The 18,599-nt window shown below is 45.8% G+C and carries 11 protein-coding genes; 6 read left to right on the plus strand and 5 right to left on the minus strand.

What is annotated here, in order from left to right; translation table 11 throughout:
• Nucleotides 1–65: 65 nt before the first annotated feature.
• The gene (locus ACX5KA_RS15575) at nucleotides 66–767 is read right to left on the minus strand and encodes a DNA-3-methyladenine glycosylase I (RefSeq protein ID WP_039217897.1); all 702 of its coding nucleotides are present in this window, start codon (nucleotides 765–767) and stop codon (nucleotides 66–68) included.
• A gap of 6 nt (nucleotides 768–773) precedes the next feature.
• Nucleotides 774–2,810 carry an oligopeptidase A gene (gene prlC, locus ACX5KA_RS15580; RefSeq protein ID WP_039218060.1) on the minus strand — a complete coding sequence of 679 codons (2,037 nt, stop codon included), beginning with the start codon at nucleotides 2,808–2,810 and terminating at the stop codon, nucleotides 774–776.
• Nucleotides 2,811–3,121: 311 nt separating this feature from the next.
• Here prlC and ACX5KA_RS15585 point away from each other — a divergent pair, with 311 nt between their 5' ends.
• The 5 genes from ACX5KA_RS15585 to gorA all read left to right on the plus strand — a co-directional run bounded on the left by ACX5KA_RS15585 (nucleotide 3,122) and on the right by gorA (nucleotide 9,185).
• The gene (locus ACX5KA_RS15585; protein ID WP_039217899.1) at nucleotides 3,122–3,682 is read left to right on the plus strand and encodes a response regulator; all 561 of its coding nucleotides are present in this window, start codon (nucleotides 3,122–3,124) and stop codon (nucleotides 3,680–3,682) included.
• Nucleotides 3,683–3,704: 22 nt separating this feature from the next.
• Nucleotides 3,705–4,529, plus strand: coding sequence for a phosphate/phosphite/phosphonate ABC transporter substrate-binding protein (locus tag ACX5KA_RS15590; protein ID WP_039217902.1), 825 nt, complete (start codon nucleotides 3,705–3,707; stop codon nucleotides 4,527–4,529).
• 11 nt (nucleotides 4,530–4,540) lie between these two features.
• Nucleotides 4,541–6,220, plus strand: coding sequence for a sensor histidine kinase (locus ACX5KA_RS15595; protein ID WP_039218062.1), 1,680 nt, complete (start codon nucleotides 4,541–4,543; stop codon nucleotides 6,218–6,220).
• Between the two features lie 66 nt (nucleotides 6,221–6,286).
• Nucleotides 6,287–7,591 carry a response regulator gene (locus tag ACX5KA_RS15600; protein ID WP_458731614.1) on the plus strand — a complete coding sequence of 435 codons (1,305 nt, stop codon included), beginning with the start codon at nucleotides 6,287–6,289 and terminating at the stop codon, nucleotides 7,589–7,591.
• Nucleotides 7,592–7,835: 244 nt separating this feature from the next.
• Entirely contained in the window at nucleotides 7,836–9,185 is a 1,350-nt protein-coding gene (gene gorA / locus ACX5KA_RS15605; protein WP_039217907.1) for a glutathione-disulfide reductase, read from the plus strand.
• 76 nt (nucleotides 9,186–9,261) lie between these two features.
• On the opposite strand, the gene ACX5KA_RS15610 is transcribed toward gorA, so the two are convergent.
• The 3 genes from ACX5KA_RS15610 to ACX5KA_RS15620 all read right to left on the minus strand — a co-directional run bounded on the left by ACX5KA_RS15610 (nucleotide 9,262) and on the right by ACX5KA_RS15620 (nucleotide 14,988).
• Nucleotides 9,262–11,493, minus strand: coding sequence for a molybdopterin oxidoreductase family protein (locus ACX5KA_RS15610; RefSeq protein ID WP_458731615.1), 2,232 nt, complete (start codon nucleotides 11,491–11,493; stop codon nucleotides 9,262–9,264).
• A 130-nt stretch (nucleotides 11,494–11,623) separates the two neighbouring features.
• Nucleotides 11,624–13,741 carry a TonB-dependent receptor gene (locus ACX5KA_RS15615; RefSeq protein WP_458731616.1) on the minus strand — a complete coding sequence of 706 codons (2,118 nt, stop codon included), beginning with the start codon at nucleotides 13,739–13,741 and terminating at the stop codon, nucleotides 11,624–11,626.
• Between the two features lie 176 nt (nucleotides 13,742–13,917).
• Complete coding sequence (locus tag ACX5KA_RS15620; RefSeq protein WP_458731617.1) at nucleotides 13,918–14,988, minus strand: PepSY-associated TM helix domain-containing protein; 1,071 nt, start codon at nucleotides 14,986–14,988, stop codon at nucleotides 13,918–13,920.
• Nucleotides 14,989–15,218: 230 nt separating this feature from the next.
• Between ACX5KA_RS15620 and ACX5KA_RS15625 the strand changes: the two genes are divergently transcribed.
• Nucleotides 15,219–18,554 carry an amidohydrolase family protein gene (locus tag ACX5KA_RS15625; protein ID WP_458731618.1) on the plus strand — a complete coding sequence of 1,112 codons (3,336 nt, stop codon included), beginning with the start codon at nucleotides 15,219–15,221 and terminating at the stop codon, nucleotides 18,552–18,554.
• Nucleotides 18,555–18,599: the final 45 nt, after the last annotated feature.

Raw genomic sequence — 18,599 nt, forward strand, 5'->3', positions numbered from 1 at the left:
ACCTTCACAAAAGCGGAGCCTGCAAGGCACAAGCTCCCTTGTTTAGAAGACTAGAGCAGCTTGCTCTACACTACCTGATTGTTTGTGCCCCAACTATAGGCAACAATGGCACTGATCTCTTGCAAAGAACGGCCGCTTTCCTCATGCCATTGCGCAAATGCGGCATTGGCCGCCGACAGCGACTTTTTCGAGGTTAAGCCACCGTCAATAATTTCATTCTTTCGCAAGTAATCTTCCACGTCACGAGAGAATAAAAACGTGTCTATGCCCAGTGCACGAAGCATGTAGGGGCCGGTGTTGCCACCTAATCGCGCACCGCGTTTTTTCAAAAACGCCCAAAGCTCAGTGATATTGTCTTTTTCAAAGCCTGCTACGAACTTACCAAAGCTGCCGTGCTCCAGGGCTACGTCTTTGATCATCATGGCATTGTCACGCACTGTCATCACTTTTTTATAGTTGCGAACAATGCGCTTATCTGACGCTTTTTGCTCTAGCATTTCATCGGGCATCAACAACACTTTATCAATGTCGAACCCGAAAAATACGGTTTCAAAGTCGGGCCACTTTTGCTCAATAACTCGCCACACGAAGCCTGACTGGAACACTTTTTTGGTCATCGCCGCTAAAAAACGGTCGTCAGGAATGGCTTCAATTTGCGCTTTAGAAAGTGGTGCTTGGAGCATAGCTTCAAGCACCCTTTCACCGCCTTTGCGCTCGCACGCTCGGCGGTAGATAGATTGAAAAGACTCTAGCTTAGACTCTTTCATGTGTGCCTAGCCTTTAATACCGCTGTGACGAAGCAAAGCGTCAACTTGCGGCTCGCGCCCCCTAAAAGCAACAAACAAGTCCATAGGAGGCTTACTGCCGCCCATTTCTAAAATGTTTTCTAAGAACGCTTTGCCCGTGTCACGGTTAAAAATGCCATCCTCTTCAAACTTGCTGTACGCGTCGGCAGAAAGCACCTCGGCCCACTTATAGCTGTAATAGCCCGCTGCGTATCCACCAGCAAATATGTGACCAAAGCCGTTTTGGAAACGGTTAAACGATGGAGGAATGACCACGGCCACCTCTTCACGTACTTTATCCAATGTGCCCTGTACGTCTACCTCACTGCCCTTTTCGCTATGCAGTAAGAAGTCGAAAAGACTGAATTCAAGCTGGCGTACCATCTGCATCGCTGACTGGTAATCCCGTGCAGCAAGCATACGCTCTAATAAATCAGCAGGAAGCGGTTCGCCAGTTTCATAGTGACCAGAGATAAAGTTAAGCGCGTCTTCTTCCCAGCACCAGTTTTCTAAAAATTGGCTTGGCAATTCAACCGCATCCCACGGTACACCGTTAATACCCGACACACCCGCTACGCGCATTTTAGTAAGCATGTGGTGAATACCATGGCCAAACTCATGGAACATGGTTACCACTTCATCGTGGGTAAATAGCGCTGGCTTATCCCCTACAGGTGCGTTGAAGTTACAGGTAAGGTACGCAACGGGTAGCTGTAATTCGCCATTCATTTTTTCACGACGTACGCGACATTCATCCATCCACGCGCCGCCACGCTTTTTAGCTCGTGCGTATAAGTCTAGGTAAAAGCTGCCGCGCATCACATCGGCATCGTCAGTAATGGTGAAGTACCGTACGTCCTTATGCCATGTGTCGATGCCTGGCTGCTCGATAATCTTTAAGCCATACAGGCGGTGCACCACCTCAAACAGGCCAGACAGTACTTTATCTTCTGGGAAATAAGGGCGCAGCATTTCATCAGAAATCGTGTACTTTTCCTGTTTCAGTTTCTCGCTGTAATACGGTAAATCCCATGCCGCTAGCTCGCTAACACCATGCTTGTCTTTCGCGTATGCTCGTACTTCTTCGAGTTCTTTTTCTGCCTGAGGCTTAGACTTAGCCGCTAAATCACGCAAGAACCCGATGACCTGATCGGTAGAGTCTGCCATTTTGGTTGCTAATGAACGCTCTGCATAGCTTGAAAAGCCTAGCAATTCAGCCAGTTCAGTACGCAGCGTTAAAGTCTCTTTGATTATATCGGTGTTATCCCACTTACCCGCATTAGGGCCTTGATCAGACGCTTTTGTGGCATAGGCGCGATACATTTCTTCGCGAAGTTCGCGATTATCCGCGTAAAGCATTACAGGTAAATAAGACGGAATGTCTAACGTAAACAACCAGCCTTGTAAGTCTTTTTGGTGCGCAGCTTGCGCCGCAGCTTCAAGGGCTGACTCTGGCATACCGGCAAGTTCAGCTTCATCGGTAATGTGTTTTGTCCAGCCCATAGTGGCGTCCATCACATTATTAGAAAAGGTTGACGATAGCTCGCTTAGCTTTGCCTGAATCTCTGCAAAACGCTTCTTTTTCTCTGCGGGAAGCGCTACACCTGACAATGTGAAATCGCGAACGGCGTTTTCAATCACTTTCTGCTGCTCTTCGCTTAAGGTCGCAAATTCGTCAGACGCTTTGAGGGAAGCATAAGCATTGTAAAGGCCTTCGTGCTGGCCTACCCAAGTTCCATATTCCGATAATAGTGGCAAACACGCATCGTGGGCTTCACGCAATTCATCGCTGCTCACCACGCTATTCATATGAGACACCGGCGAGAACATTTTGCTTAAACGGTCGTCCACCTCTTCAAGGCGAAGCACTAGATTCTGGTAAGAGTAATCTTTCGACGCCACGACCTCTTCTATTTCGTTTTTACATGCCGCAATGGCCTTTTCAATTGCAGGCTTAATAGAGGCTGGTTCAATAGCAGAAAAAATTGGTAGTCCATCTACCATTTCTATTGCAGGGGTTGTCATAATCTTTTTCACTCTTAACGCTTTGATAGAATAATGATGGGGCTTCGCTGACTAAAAACAAGTTATTGTTTACGCATCTGTTGACCTGTTTTGAAGTTACTTCTAGTTTAAGGCTATGGATCACGAAACTGCACCATAGATCGTTAAACTGAGCGCTCTTTTCCATGTAGGGGTAGTCGTCAGATTTGCCTAATCTCACATCACGGCGGCTCCAGGCATGTCGCAAATGTCGCATCTAATCCTTTTGTCTACTTTGTCTCCTAGTCGTATTACAGCTATAATTCTGATTAATAAATCTACAAGGTATTGATATGAAAACCTTAACATCAGGCGAAATAGCCTCGTACTGCGACGTAAACCTTCGCACTGTAATTCGATGGATTGAAAGCGGAAAGCTTAAGGGCTTCAAGCTTCCGGGACGTGGTAACAATCGTATTCTTGTTGAGGACTTTATTGAGTTCCTTGAACGCCATGATATGCCTATTCCTGATGCGCTCAGAGGGATTGCCTCACCATCCATCCTGATCGTAGACGACGAGATGCCGGTGGCCAAGTCGATACAGCGTGTGGCAAGACGCGCAGGCTTCGATTCGTACATAGCGACTGGGGGATTCCAAGCGGGAATCATGTTAAGCCAGTACGAGCCTAAAGTTATGACGCTGGACCTTAGTATGCCTGGCATGGATGGCTATAGTGTTATCGAATTCACCCGAGAACAAAGCAAATACAAAGATTTGAAAATTATCGTCATATCAGCCTTAGATGACATAAGTCTTGAGCGTGCGCTGGAAATCGGTGCTGATGCGACGCTTCAAAAGCCTTTCTCAAATCATGATCTTACCAATGTGCTAGAGCAATTCATGTCACTGTAGTTTGAATAAGAAGGAAATGACTATGTCTTGGCCAGCAACGTGCATTTTAATCGCTCTATGGTTTACTTTAGTCCCGCTTTCAGCTGAGGGAAAAGCGCTAACGTTTGGCGTTGTTCCTCAGCAATCTGCCAAGAAAATGACCGAAAAGTGGCAACCATTTATTGATTATGTGAGTAATTACACTGGTCTTAACGTTGAATTTAGAACGGCCAAAGACATTCCTACTTTCGAAGCTAACCTAACTGCCGGACTTTATGACTTGGCCTACATGAACCCTTATCATTTTGTGGTTTTTAACGACTCTGTGGGTTATCGCGCACTTGCTCATCAGGCAGACAAAAAAATACGTGGGCTGATTGTGGTCCACAAAGACAGTCCAATTCAAACGCTTTCAGATTTAAACGGGTCTGAAATTGCTTTTCCTGCGCCCGCCGCGTTTGCAGCGACTATTATCACTAGCGCTCACTTACGCAAAAATAACATCGTATTCATTCCTCGTTACGTGAAATCTCACGACTCGGTTTACTTATCAGTGCAGCGTAATTTTTTTAAAGCAGGTGGCGGAATTTTTCGCACGTTTAATATCTCTCCAGAAGCAATAAAAAATGACCTTCGTGTGCTGTGGCAAAGTGAGGGCTATACGCCCCACCCCATCGCGACGCACCCAAAAATGGCAGAAGACGATAGACAAGCTATTCTTAATGCATTGATTGCATTATCTAATGACAGCAGTAAGTCCTCAATTTTAAGTGACATTGGATTGGGCGGATTTATTGCCTCTAGAGACAGCGATTGGGACGACGTAAGAAACCTAGGAATTGCGTCACTTTCAAGACCGCACCTATGAGAAATGAACATATGAAGCTGTCGTTACGGTTTAAAACGATTACCGGAATTGCAAGTATCGCTGCACTTTTGCTGCTGGTGCTCCTTGTGACTGTGTTTCAATTGTTAAACGATCTTGTTGACAGCAACATCAAAAAATCTGCAGACACCACGGTTGCACTTTTTGTATCTACAACAAAGAATGCTTTTTTAAGCTATGACTTAGCTTCACTTGATGCCGATGTATCCGAAATATTAACCAACCCTAATATTTCATACGTGAGAGTAAAAGATAAAACAAACAATATATTCGTAGAGAAAGGTAGTGAAGCCGCGCTTAGTCGTCCCTTTGAAGCTGACTTGTCGGTGTCAGAAGCTGACGATGGTGTATATGACACCCGTGCTCCAATTATGGTAAACAATACCTTATACGGCTATGTTGAAATTGGCCTAAACATAGCCTCAGTTACTGAATCGGTCTCTAGGGTTAGAAGCTGGACGGTAACCCTCGCTCTGATGGAGTTCGTTCTAGTTGGTTTGTGTTCGTATTTACTCGGCTCCTTTTTAATGTCTCAGCTTCAGCAGCTTTTGCAGGGTGCTAAGCACTTAGGTGAGGCGGTAAGAAACAATAACTATAAAGAAGTTTTTGTTCCTGTTAGGGGGAAAGATGAATTAAGCGAGCTCGCTGAGGCATTTAATCAACTCGTTGAGCGGCTAAAGGAAGAGTACGAACAGCGCCAGCGTGCACAAGATGACCTTAAAGAGCTAAACACACTTCTCGAAGAAAAAGTGCAAGACCGGACAGCCTTACTTAACCAGAAAAACTATCAGCTAGAAGAAACGAACAAAGATTTAAAAGAGACCCAAGTACAACTTCTTCAGGCTGAAAAAATGGCATCAGTAGGGCAACTCGCAGCTGGTGTTGCCCACGAAATTAATAACCCTGTAGGTTTTGTTAGCAGCAACATTTCAACACTCAGTGAATACGTTGCGACTTATCAAATGATTTTTTCGCAGATTCAGGTTGTTTTAGACGAGAAGGATGAGCAAAAACGCGCGCTTGCTCTCAATAAACTAGAAAAAATGCTGGGCAATCAAGATATGGCTTTCATCAATGAAGATATTTCCGACTTGCTCGGTGACTCTCGCGAAGGCTTGCAGCGCGTTGCTGAGATAGTGAAAGGGCTTAAATTGTTTTCTCGCGTTGATAGCGATCAAATGCAAAAACACAACATTAATGATTGTGTGCGAACCACATTGGCCATGGTTAATAACCAACTAAAATACATATGTACAGTAGAAACGCATTTAGGAAGGATCCCTGACGTAGATATGAACGTTGGTAAAATATCTCAAGTGATAACTAACCTTCTCATTAACGCTGGTCAAGCTATTGAAGCTACTGGCAAAAACGGAAAAATTATTATCACAACGTGCACTGTTGGCGAGTTTGTTGAGTTACGAGTAGAAGATTCCGGCTGCGGAATACCGCCAAGCCACCTTGATAAGCTGTTTAATCCTTTTTTCACTACAAAACCGGAAGGACAAGGAACGGGTTTAGGACTTTCAATTTCATTTGGTATTGCGCAAGAACACGGTGGAACGCTATCTGCTTCTAGCACCGAAGGAGAAGGCAGTACATTTACGCTAGCGCTTCCAACCAACCCAGTTTCCAAAGACTCACAAAATAACGGTGAGACTAATAATGCATGAAGTTATAGTGTCAAATAATGCAATAGCATGTGATATTAGTTACGTCGCGTATAAGGATAATTTTTTATGACAGAGCCTACTGAACAAGCTTCAACCTATACCGTGCTATTTGTCGACGACGAACCTAATATTCTTCGTGCAATTAAACGCGCGCTCTTCACTATGGATATTACGCTACTGCTTGCTGACAGCGGTGCTAAAGCACTCGAACTGATGAGTAATCACGAGGTCCACGTTGTAATCTCAGACATGAAAATGCCTCAAATGTCAGGCGCTGAGCTTCTTGAGCAAGTTGCTATTAATTACCCCGATACATTTAGAGTTGTACTTACAGGATATGCCGATATCGAATCAACCATTAAAGCCGTTAACCAAGGTAAAATTCATCGATATCTTCAAAAGCCGTGGGATAACCAAGAATTAATATCTGTGGTTGAGGAAGGGCTAGAGCGGGTTAAATTGAAGGCCGAAAATACGCGTCTTCAAAAACTTACTCGCCTTCAAAACAGAAAGCTTAGAGACGTAAACGCTTCGCTGGAACAAGTGGTTCAAAAGCGCACGCGCCAGATAAAAGCAGCGCTAAATAAAATCGAAAAACACAACCTTGCAATGGAGCAGGTGCTGTTCAACGTGATAAGCATTAATCCAAACATCAACGGTAAGTTTGCTATTGAGGTGAGTGAGTTAGCGTCGAAACTTGCGCGTATTGCTCGTTTAGAGAAAGACGAAATAAAACAAGTGCGCTATGCCGGCCTTATTTGTGAGCTAGGCCTGCTAGGGCTTGAAACCGAAGATTTCAAAGCGCCATTTTCAAAGCTTAAATATCAACAGCAACAAAATTACTTGTCGCAAACCAAACAGGCGGCACTGATCCTCGCGCCGGCGCACGAGCTGCATCAAGTTTCAGATATCATCGAGTTTCAATTCGAGCACTACAATGGCTCTGGTTTGTATAACAAAGTTGCCAAAGAAATTCCCGCAGGCGCGCGTATTTTAGCGATTGCCCGAGATTATTGGCGCTTGGTAACCGGCAGAATGAGTGGTGTGGAAATGAGCCCTCGCGATGCCAAATTAGAAATGAAAAAGCACCGAAATACCCGCTATGACGGCGAGTTTTTGGACCTTTTACTCGAAGCTGAAGATGTGACAACGTCTAAACTGCTCTCGACATCATTGAAAGCCACGCAGCTTAAGGCGGGCATGGTCCTCGCCCAAAATTTGTATAACGATAGTCACATCCTTATCCTTCCCGAGGGACATGTGTTTAGTGATGCCACCATTCAAAAACTCGTGCACTTTGAAGAAGAGCGTGGAAAAGCGTTTAGTATTCAAATAGAACCAGAAGAGCTTTCTGCTACTATAAGTAAATAAGCTTTAAAGGTTTCGTGTTGAAAACAGGACGGGCGGTGCATGAATATGCCTCGCTTTACCTTAGCCTTTTTATTAGGCTGCACTGTCCCCATTGATAAACTAAATGAAATTCCCTAAAGCAAATCTCGGTCTTTTAATCACTCTTTATAACAAGACCGATAGAGAATGATTTGCTGTGCGAACCTACCGAAGGCATCTATGCTTATCGTTTATGTTCGCCTAACCGACAAAGAAGGCTTTTTGAATGACACATTTTGATTATATATGTATTGGCGGTGGCAGCGGTGGTATCGCATCTGCAAACCGTGCAGCTAAACATGGAAAGAAGGCCGCCATTATTGAAGCGAAAGATATTGGCGGTACTTGCGTGAACGTTGGCTGCGTGCCTAAAAAAGCCATGTGGTACGGAGCCCAAATTGCTGAAGCTATCCACCGCTACGCACCTGAATACGGGTTCGATTTGTCGGTAAATCACTTTAGCTGGGACAGCCTGATTGCCAGCCGCCAGGCTTATATTGAGCGTATTCATGCCTCTTACGACCGCGTGCTTACTGCAAACGACGTTACCTTAATTCGCGGATTTGCAAAGTTTATTGATAACAACACGGTAGAAGTCAACGGCGAAAAGTACACGGCTGACCATATTACGATTGCTGTAGGCGGCCGCCCAATCATCCCAGATATTGAAGGTGCTGAGTACGGTATTGATTCTGATGGTTTCTTTGCCCTAAAAGAGCAGCCTAAGCGCGCTGTCGTCGTTGGCGCAGGCTACATTGGCGTTGAACTGGCTGGCGTTCTTCACGCCCTTGGCACAGAATCGCATCTGGTAGTTCGCAAACACGCGCCGCTTAGAAATTTCGACCCGCTTATTCACGAAACTTTGGTTGATATGATCCACGCTGAAGGCTGCAAACTGCACGACCACGCGAGCGTTGAGAAAGTAGAAAAAGCTGACGACGGTGAGCTATCAGTACACTTAACCAATGGCGAAGTGCTAAAAACTGACTGCCTGATTTGGGCGATTGGCCGTAAACCCTCTACCGACAAAATTGATATTGAAAATACCGACGTTGAGTTAAGTGATGACGGTACAGTTAAAGTAGATAAGTATCAAAATACCACAGCCAAAAACGTGTACGCAGTTGGTGATATTACCGGTGAAGCAGAGCTTACTCCGGTAGCAGTTAAGGCTGGTCGTTTGCTTAGCGAACGTTTATTTAACGGCCAAAAAGACGCTCACATGGATTACTCGATGATTCCAACCGTAGTGTTTAGTCACCCACCCATTGGCACTATTGGCTTAACCGAGCCAGAAGCTGTCGAAGAATATGGCGAGGACAACATCAAGGTTTACACTTCGAGCTTTGCGTCTATGTACACCGCGGTAACCCGCCACCGTCAAATGACCAAGATGAAGCTGGTATGCGCGGGTAAAGACGAAAAAGTGGTAGGCCTTCACGGTATTGGGCACGGCATGGACGAAATTCTGCAAGGCTTCGCCGTTGCCATAAAAATGGGTGCGACCAAAGCCGACTTTGATGCGTGTGTAGCTATTCACCCTACCAGTGCAGAAGAGTTTGTTACGATGACCTAAGAATAGGTGCTTAATTGAGTACTTTCTCACAAAAACCGGCATTTACTAGCAAGTAAATGCCGGTTTTTTTGCGTGCTTAACTTACTTTTTCTAGCTCCACGGGCACGCCATTTAGCACCGCATTTCCCGATAATTCGTCTACCTGTAAATCGTCAGTAAGAATATTGGTGTTTACCCCAGGGTTCTGACTTGCCACAGACAGCTTTATGCCTTTTTTGTTGTGCCCCCATCCATGGGGAATAGATACCACGCCGGGCATAATTGCATCTGTGATTTCAGCCTCTATGGTTAGCCGGCCAACCCGCGATTTCACACTTACCTCATCGCCATCTGCAATGCCGTATTTTGCCCCGTCATCAGGGTGAAGCTGCAACGTACAGCGGTTATTACCTTTCACCATACGAGTGCTGTTATGCAGCCACGAGTTATTGGTTTTAATATGCCGGCGCCCTATCAAAACGACGGACTGATTTTGCGGCGTAGCATGTTTCGCTTTTCCAAAGAAATGCGCGTTAACCCTGTCTAAATCAGCCATGAAATAATCAAAGTCTAAGTGAATCTTCTTATCTTCATGGAACAAGGCATTAGGCAAAGACGGTTGTAGCGGCCCCAAGTCGATACCGTGTGGGTGTGCTTTAAGCGTATCAATCGACAACCCTTCTAAGGGAATGTCGGGTGAAGTTTGATTTAAGTTAGGCTGAGCGTCTCTGCTTTCGTTTGCCCCTCGACCATACAGCCCAGCTTGTAATAAATCGTCAACCACACCTTTAGGCTGCTTATCCCAAAGTGCCGCATAGTGTGCGGTACCTTTGCCGTTTAGCGCGTCGAGTCTTTCAGCCAAAGATAGATAAATTTGCCAATCGGTAAGCTGATCTTCATCAATGTCTACCACCGCTTCAGAGTACTTAGCAAAATTTCGCACGGCAAAGTTGTGAAAAACAATATCGTAGTGGTCGCGCTCTAGCGCGGTTACCGGAGGAAGGATCACATCAGCATGACGGGAGGTTTCGGTAATGTAAAAGTCTACCGCAACCATAAAGTCGAGTTCATCAAATGCCTTATCAAGCTGCTCTGCATTTGGCGTAGTGACCACGGGATTACCTGCACCAATTACCATGGCTTTTATTTGCCCTTCTCCGGGGGTTAAGATTTCCTCTGCTAAACACGCTACCGGGTATTCACCCGCAAACGCCGGAAGTCCCCGTACGCGAGAGGTAAATCCGCCCATACTGCCCTTGCCTGATACAGGTAATACGTCAGCGGCTGGCTGAGTAAACATCATGCCACCCCGCTTATCTAGGTTTCCGGTGAGCATATTAAACAGCATGATTAGATACTGAGTGAGCGTACCAAACGCTTGTACGCTAGCCCCCATCCTTCCATAACAAACTGCAGACTCAGCATTGCAGAAGTCCAAAACAAGCTGAGTGATTTGTGAAGCCGAAATACCGGTAAACTCGCTCACCTTTTGTGGTGAATAATCGCGAACGTATTTTTCAACCGCTTTTATATCCTCGGCATAAGGTAAAATTTCATCCGCCTTGTGTAGCTGCTTTTCAAACAATACATGCAACATAGCCAGCAGTAATAGCGCGTCACTGCCTGGACGAATAAAGTGATGTTCACAGCTGATATCGGCAGTTTCGCTGCGTTTAGGGTCGATAACGACGACCTTCCCTCCACGTTTTTGAATGCTCTTTAAACGCTTTTTCACGTTTGGCACGGTCATAATGCTGCCATTAGAGGCCAGCGGATTACCGCCGATGATCATAAAGTGCTGCGTGTGATCAATATCAGGAATAGGAATTTGGGAAATATGACCAAACAGTCGTCGACTAACAATGTGATGTGGCAACTGGTCAACGGAGGTAGCGGAATAGCGGTTGTGCGACTTGAGGGCACGATAGAAATACGGCCCGAATAATATTGAGCCCATATTGTGCGCATTGGGATTACCTAAATACACACCAACCGCATTGTTACCGTGTGCCCGCTGGATGTGGTGTAACTTGCTTGCGACCAAATCAAAGGCTTCATCCCACCCTATCTCTTCCCATGCGCTGTCTTCCGATGCACTCGCCTCGCGGTCAAGTCTTACCCTTTTTACAGGGCGCTTCAAGCGGTCAGGATCATCGTACAAGTCTTTTAACGCACTCGCTTTCGGGCAAATATGGCCTTGGCTAAAGGGGTTATCTTTATCCCCTTTTATTGACAGTATCTGACGGCCTTTCGTCGCCACCTCAATACCACACATTGCTTCACAAAGCGTACAAGTAGAATAATGCATTTGTTGTTCAGCGTTGCTCACGGTAATTCCTACACAATTCACTGTTAATGACCTGTTACGAAATTAGCGATTATTGCTGTAATAGACAAGCATCACTGAAAGTGATGGGAAGAAAAAGACACCTCGCCCGTATTAGGCGAGGTGGTATTGGTTAGAAAGAGTAACTCACACCAAGGGTTGCTGTGGTGCCTAACCCTTTAATATTGTAGCCACCGTAGGTGTATGACTGAGCGCGCGCAGGATAGTAATCGCTGTTAAACAGGTTTTCTACGCCCATAAACGCGTTCCAGTTTTCAGCGAACTGGTACTGTCCACTTAGGTTAACAATATTATAGCTTGATATAGGTCCTTGATCGCCCACATAGTCGCCGTCAGCATTCGGCGAGAAGCGTTTACGATCACCCACATAAAGATAGCTAACTGTTAGCGATAAAGTGTCTGATGGCTTCCAATTTACGTTTGCTGTTGCTTTGGGTGGACTAATTTGGCGAGAGCCAAGGTACACATCAGCTTCGGTATTTTTCCCTTCAACGTAACTATATGTGGCTACCACGTGGAGCGTTTCTGAAATTCGATAGTCTACTAAGCCTTCATAACCCCAAATTTCCTGCGGTGCGCGAACAGGCTCATACACACCTGTCACCTCGTTGAACCTATTGGTCGTACCGAGTTCAGATGTACTTCTGTAAGCCGCAACTTCAAGGCGTACCTGGTCGAAAAGAGAGGTGAAGCCCACTTCGTAGTTATCGATGATAGAAGCTTCCGTTTGGATAAGACCAATATCATCTACCGTTGCAGCGCGCAGTAGACGGCCAATGTCAGCGATGTCTGAACCTTGCGAGTAATTGAAGAACGGGCTAAAGCTGTCGCTCCAGTTGTACTTTATCGCGATGTTATAAGTAGTTGCGTCGTAATCTATAGTGTCACCCTTAACCTGAAGAGGAACAGAACATTGAGTTTCAGAGCGACACAGCTTCAGTGTTTCGTAGTCATCAACCGATAAGTCGATGCTTTCCCTTCTCACACCAGCCTTTACGATAACGTCGTCGCTAATTACCCATTTCGTTTGTAAAAAGCCAGCTAAGCTGTCCATTTCCATTTCAGGTACCCATACGCGCCCATCAACCAGCGGCTGTGAGGTAGTGTCTTTTAGCGCGTCGATACCATAGATAAACGTGGCTTCTACGCCATCGAAATCAATGGCAGTATTAAACGTTGCGCGAGCGCCGCGCTTTTCAGAGCGAATAATAGACTGGCCGCCGTCGTAGCCTTCATCGGGGTTAGCTAAGTTAGGCGAAAAGAAGAATACGTTCTCAATATCTTGCGAGTACACATCAAGCGTCATTTCACTGTTTACAAAGATATTGCTGTCTGTGTATTTCAGGGTGATGTTCTCATTTCCGTCAGGCCCCTGAGGTTTCCCGCGTTTTTGCAACGCTTCAGGTACGTGAATAGCGTAGGTTTTAACACCTTCGTTGATGTCTCCGGGAACATCTCCCAAATCAGTTTTTTGTTGAGAGCTAAAGTAGTTGTAGCTAAATTGAAGGCGTTTCTCTTGATCGAAATCGTAACCTAATTTGGTAAAGTAATTCTGTGTTTCAGCGTCTGACAGGCCGTACTGCAAACCTAAGATGTCGCCTTCTGCATCGCGCTGAACGCCGTTTTCCTCGTAACTGGCGGTAACAAGGTAATCGAAATTCTCCACCTTGCCGTTAATCGCAGCTGAAATACGCGCACCGGCTGACTCTTCAAGCTTCACTGCGCTAAAACGTGAAGACAAACTCACTTGGCCTTCATGCGTGTCTTGCGCTGTTGCTTGTTTGGTAATGTAGTTGATAATACCGCCTGACGCTCCATTGCCATAAACAGACGTAGCGCCCTTAATTACCTCAATTCTAGCAAGCGCGCTAGGGTCAATCGTTTTCACACCTAACGAGCCATTTCTAAGCGGCGTGGACTGAGGCACACCGTCAATCATCACAAGCGGAGCTCGTCCGCGCAACGACTGGCCAGTATTGCTCGAACTACCTGTATCTGGAGCTAAGCCCGGCACCATCTGCGCTAACAAGCTCTGTAACTCGGGGTTTACCTTCAGGTGATCTTCAATCTGCTTTCTTGAAATAACGGTGATTGACGCTGGTACTTCATCAATACTTTCAATAACACGGCTTCCAGAAACGATAATACGTTCCATATCCTTTGGGGCATCATTAGCAAAAGAAGGCGCACTAACGGCTAAGGCAATGAGCGTAAGCGATGGTCTAAACATGAAAACTCTTTTAAGAAAATAGGTTACGAAAGGCGCGTTATACTAAAGGTGTAGATGCGCAATGTAAAGCTAATGAAAATTATTCTCATTATCTTGGGTGGTTTTAATAATAAGCGTTAGATAATGAAATCTAGATGAGATGAATTTGAAGCCCGTCGCTCAGCCATAAAAGCGCGTCATTTGTAATGGCGTTTATACCAAAAATAAAACCCTGTAATTGTAAAAAACGCTGGAAGTAATGCGATAAATAACCAGATGAATTCGAGCAATGGGCCTGCGAAATCGCCTATGTGAAATTTGTATTTGAAGTTCCAAACCTGCGTCGCTATGTTCGCTTTTGATGCATCGTAATAACCCGTTATTTCTCCATTTTGAGGGTTTGTCCAAACCCAGCTGTAGGCGTGAGACTCGCCGGGGTTTTGCATTCTGAAACCTATGTGTTCGCCTGAATTTTGTGGAAAGTAAATGCGAAATAGTGACGCATTGGGAAAAACTTCCATGGCATTTTGGTAGGCGTCATCAATCGCCACTGGTGTGATATTCGTGTCGTAAGTTAACGGCTCTGGAACTGGCCTAGTCTCGACCTCTGAAAAAGTAACAGCTTCCACCACCTGCTGCGTAGCGCCTTTCCAATTAAACGCCATACCGCTAAACGCGATAAGTATGAGCGGTATAGCTAAATAAACGCCCAGCACTGTATGAAGTTGATACATGAGAATTCGAAACTTAGCGCGGCGTTTAATCGCAAGGCGTTTTATTCTATTTTTTGGCTTGACCCAAAGGTAAAAACCCACAATTACTTCAAGAAGTAGAACTAAGGCACTAACAGACACCCAATTTCGAAGTGGCCTTTCGTTATCACCATCTTGATACAACAGCCATCGATGAATAGCCATGGTGAACCCATAAAACGTGCTGTAATAACCGTATCTATGAAGTATTTCGGCAGAGTTGGGGTTTACGCTTACGTATTCGCCATTGTTGAGCTTCGCTTGCCAAGCGAGCTCATGGTCTGACTCGGGCATTAAAAGCTCAATTTTCTTACCCGTCTGGTTTTCTAACGAGTTCACAATACTGGAAAGCGGTAGCGGCGAGCCTTGAGGCTTTATGGTCCACTTTTCTGGCTGGACCAAGGTTTGGATATCTTTTGCATAAATGAGCAGCGCACCGGTGATACTGAGGCAAATAATAAATAACCCACACGCCAGCGCTAAAATAAGATGCAGTCGTCGTACCCAAAGTTTCAAAACAGCGCTCACATATTGCGAAATAAATGCGAATAGTAACGATTATCGAGAATAGTTCAATGAAAGTTAAACGCTAAAATCAGACTTACAATCGCATTAGGTAAATGAATCTCTCCCACTTTGAAGTAAGATTAACCTTAGCTTTACAATTCAAGAGTGCGTCATTTCAGGCTAACTCATGTACTCTGATGTAGACAGAAAATAAATAACAAGCGGTTGGAAACACAATTATGATAGAGACAAAGAAAAGTTTACTGGCCATCACGCTAGTAAGTGCTTTGGGCTTAGGTGTAGTACCTACCACATTCGCCCAGAACGACAGTGAAGAAAAAACAGAACCCGAGCTTGAAACGTGGGAAGTCAGCAACCCACCTTATGCATTAAACGAAGTCACTATCAAAACAAACGAAACCACGTGGTCTAGCTTAGACGTTGCACCAAACGGCGAGTTCATGGTTTTTGATATGCTGGGCGACTTGTACAAAGTTAGCATGAGTGGCGGCGATGCGACGCCGCTTACGCAAGACTTCGCATGGAATATTCACCCTTCAATTTCTCCAGACGGCAAGCAAATCGCATTCATCTCGGATAAAGATGGATTAAGCAATGTATGGGTTATGGACATTGACGGCAGTAATCTACGTCAGGTAACCAAAGAGAAAAGCAATCTTATCCACTCTCCTAAGTGGAGCCCAGACGGTGAATACCTAGTGGTTACCAAAGGCATTATGTCTAGCCGTAGTATTCCGGCTGGCGAGATTTGGATGTACCACAAATCAGGTGGTGACGGCCTACAAATTAAAGCTCGTAACAGCGGAAAGCGCGACCAACAAAACATTGCCGACCCTGTATTCTCTCATGACGGCAAGTACATTTACTTTACCGAAAATACCGTTCCGGGTGCCCGCTTTGAATATAACCGCGACCCGTTAGAAGGCATTTTTGCTATCACTCGCTACGACCGCGAAACCGGCGAAGAGAGCCGCTATATTAGCGGTACGGGCGGCGCTGTAGTCCCTACACCTTCACCTGACGGTAAATACATCGCTTTTGTGCGTCGTGTTAAAGATAGAACCGCGCTTTTCATAAAAGACATCAAAACAGGTGTAGAAACACCACTGACGTTAGAACTAGAGCGAGATATGCAAGAAGGCTTTGGCTCGGAAGGTTACTTTGCCTACTTCGACTGGATGCCAGACAGCAGCAAAATCGTATATTGGACAGGTGGTAAGTTCCACACCATCGACGTGAAAGATAAAACCACCAGCACCATGGACGTAACCGTTGAAGGCACGGTGAAATTCGCAGATGCGCTTCGCTTTGACGTTGATGTAGCGCCAGATGAATTTGACGTTCGTATGATTCGCTGGTCTCAAATGTCGCCCGACGGTAAAACCGTTCTCTTCCAAGCGCTAGGTAAACTTTATGTGCGCGATGTGAAGTCAGGCAAAATTAAACGATTAACGAAACAAAACGATCACGACGAATACTATCCGCGTTTTTCTAACGATGGAAAGTCGATTGTTTATACGACTTGGAATGACCAAGACCTAGGTACCGTTCGCGTGGTTTCTGCTCGCGGTGGTAAAGGAAAAGTTATTACCCAGCAGCCAGGTCACTACATTGAGCCGTCGTTCTCTGCCGATGGCGAGAAAGTGGTTTTCCGCAAATTTACCGGCGGCTACTTACTAGACCCCAAATACTCGGTTGAGCCAGGTATTTACGTAGCGGACCTTGAAGAAGACACGGTAGAAAAAGTCTCTGAAGGCGGCTATAACGCGCATTTCGCAGGTAACGATGACCGGGTGTACTTCACCGAATCAGCGGGCGGCGAAGCTTACTACGAAACCCAGCTTTCAAGCGTTAACCTTAAAGGTAACGACAAGCGAACTCACCTTTACGGTGCAGATAAGGTAAGTGAGTACAAACTTTCACATGATAAGAAATGGGTTGCGTTTGTTTACCAGTTCAAAACGTATGTGGCGCCGTTTGTCGAAAATGGCAAGCGCATTACCATAGGCCCGAACATGACCTCACTGCCGGTAACGCAGCTTTCAAGCCGCGCGGGTGAATATTTAACGTGGTCGCCTGACAATAAAACCCTAAGCTGGTTTAACGGCCCTACGCTATTTAGCCGTTCACTTGATGAAGCCTTTGCCTTTGTTGATGGCGCTGCGGAAACCTTACCTGAGCCAGTAGCTGAAGGTATGGATTTGTCGTTCACCACTAAAGCTGATAAGCCATCTGGTTACAAAGCTTTGGTTGGCGGTAAAGTGGTAACCATGCGCGATGCCGACAACACCCAAGAGGTGATTGAAGATGGCGTTGTGCTGATTAAAGACAACCGCATTGAAGCAGTGGGTAAACGTGGTGATGTGACCATTCCTGATGATGCAATGCAAATAGACACAACGGGAAAAACCATTATCCCAGGGCTTGTTGATGCACACGCTCACGGCTCGCAGGGCCGCAATGAGATTATTCCTCAGCAAAACTGGAGTCAGTACTCGAATGTGTCATTCGGTGTTACGACCATTCATGACCCTTCAAACGACACGACAGAAATTTTTGCTGCGGCAGAATTACAGCGTAAAGGCGATATTGTTGCGCCGCGTATCTACTCCACCGGCACTATTTTATACGGTGCAGAAGGACTAGGTTATAAAGCGATTATCAACAATTATGAAGATGCCTATTTCCACGTAGAGCGCTTGAAAGAAGCCGGTGCTATTTCCGTGAAAAGCTACAACCAGCCCCGTCGTGACCAGCGTCAGCAAGTGCTGTGGGCAGCAAAAAATCAAGAGATGATGGTAGTGCCTGAAGGAGGCGGTAAGCTTCAGCAGAACCTGACTATGTTGGTAGATGGCCATACGGGTCTTGAGCACAGCATTCCTGTGGAAAAAGGCTACAGTGATGTTACTCAACTATGGAAAGCCACAGAGTTTGGCTATACGCCGACCTTTGTGGTGTCGTACGGCGGCATGATGGGTGAAGAGTACTGGTACGACAAAACCGAAGTGTGGAAGAACCCGCGTCTTCTTCGCTACACCCCGTCGACTATTCTAGATAGCCGTGCGATCCGCAGACCTACTGCGCCAGAAAACCAGTACAACCACCAAAACGTAGCAAGCTACGCCAAAGAGCTTCGAGATAATGGGGTCAGTGTACATATTGGCGCTCACGGCCAGCGTGAAGGCTTAGCGGCGCACTGGGAACTGTGGATCATGGAACAAGGTGGCTTCACGCCTTGGGAAGCGCTACGCGGCGGTACTATTGATGGCGCGAAACACCTAGGTATGGGCAAAGATCTTGGCAGTATCGAAAAAGGTAAACTTGCTGACTTAGTGGTGATTGATGGCGACGTATTAAGCGACATTAGAAAGAGTGAATTCGTAGAATACACTGTACTAAATGGACGCGTATACGAGTCGGCCACCATGAACGAAGTGGGCAGTAAGAAAAAACGCAAACCGTTCTTCTTTGAACAAGACAATGCCACCTTTATGCCGCAACAAACGGCAGATGATGTGGAAGCGAAAGCGCACCACTATCATTGGGAGCATTAATCAAGAAAGCGCTAAACATCGAGTAGGGTGAGGCGTCACCGCCTC

Source organism: Alteromonas alvinellae, assembly GCF_902705805.1.

Coding starts and splice junctions, on each gene's coding strand:
- prlC (WP_039218060.1), bottom strand. CDS start 2,810: ATGACAACCCCTGCAATAGAAATGGTAGATGGACTACCAATTTTTTCT.
- ACX5KA_RS15585 (WP_039217899.1), top strand. CDS start 3,122: ATGAAAACCTTAACATCAGGCGAAATAGCCTCGTACTGCGACGTAAAC.
- ACX5KA_RS15600 (WP_458731614.1), top strand. CDS start 6,287: ATGACAGAGCCTACTGAACAAGCTTCAACCTATACCGTGCTATTTGTC.
- ACX5KA_RS15625 (WP_458731618.1), top strand. CDS start 15,219: ATGATAGAGACAAAGAAAAGTTTACTGGCCATCACGCTAGTAAGTGCT.
- ACX5KA_RS15590 (WP_039217902.1), top strand. CDS start 3,705: ATGTCTTGGCCAGCAACGTGCATTTTAATCGCTCTATGGTTTACTTTA.
- ACX5KA_RS15575 (WP_039217897.1), bottom strand. CDS start 767: ATGAAAGAGTCTAAGCTAGAGTCTTTTCAATCTATCTACCGCCGAGCG.
- ACX5KA_RS15595 (WP_039218062.1), top strand. CDS start 4,541: ATGAAGCTGTCGTTACGGTTTAAAACGATTACCGGAATTGCAAGTATC.
- ACX5KA_RS15615 (WP_458731616.1), bottom strand. CDS start 13,741: ATGTTTAGACCATCGCTTACGCTCATTGCCTTAGCCGTTAGTGCGCCT.
- gorA (WP_039217907.1), top strand. CDS start 7,836: ATGACACATTTTGATTATATATGTATTGGCGGTGGCAGCGGTGGTATC.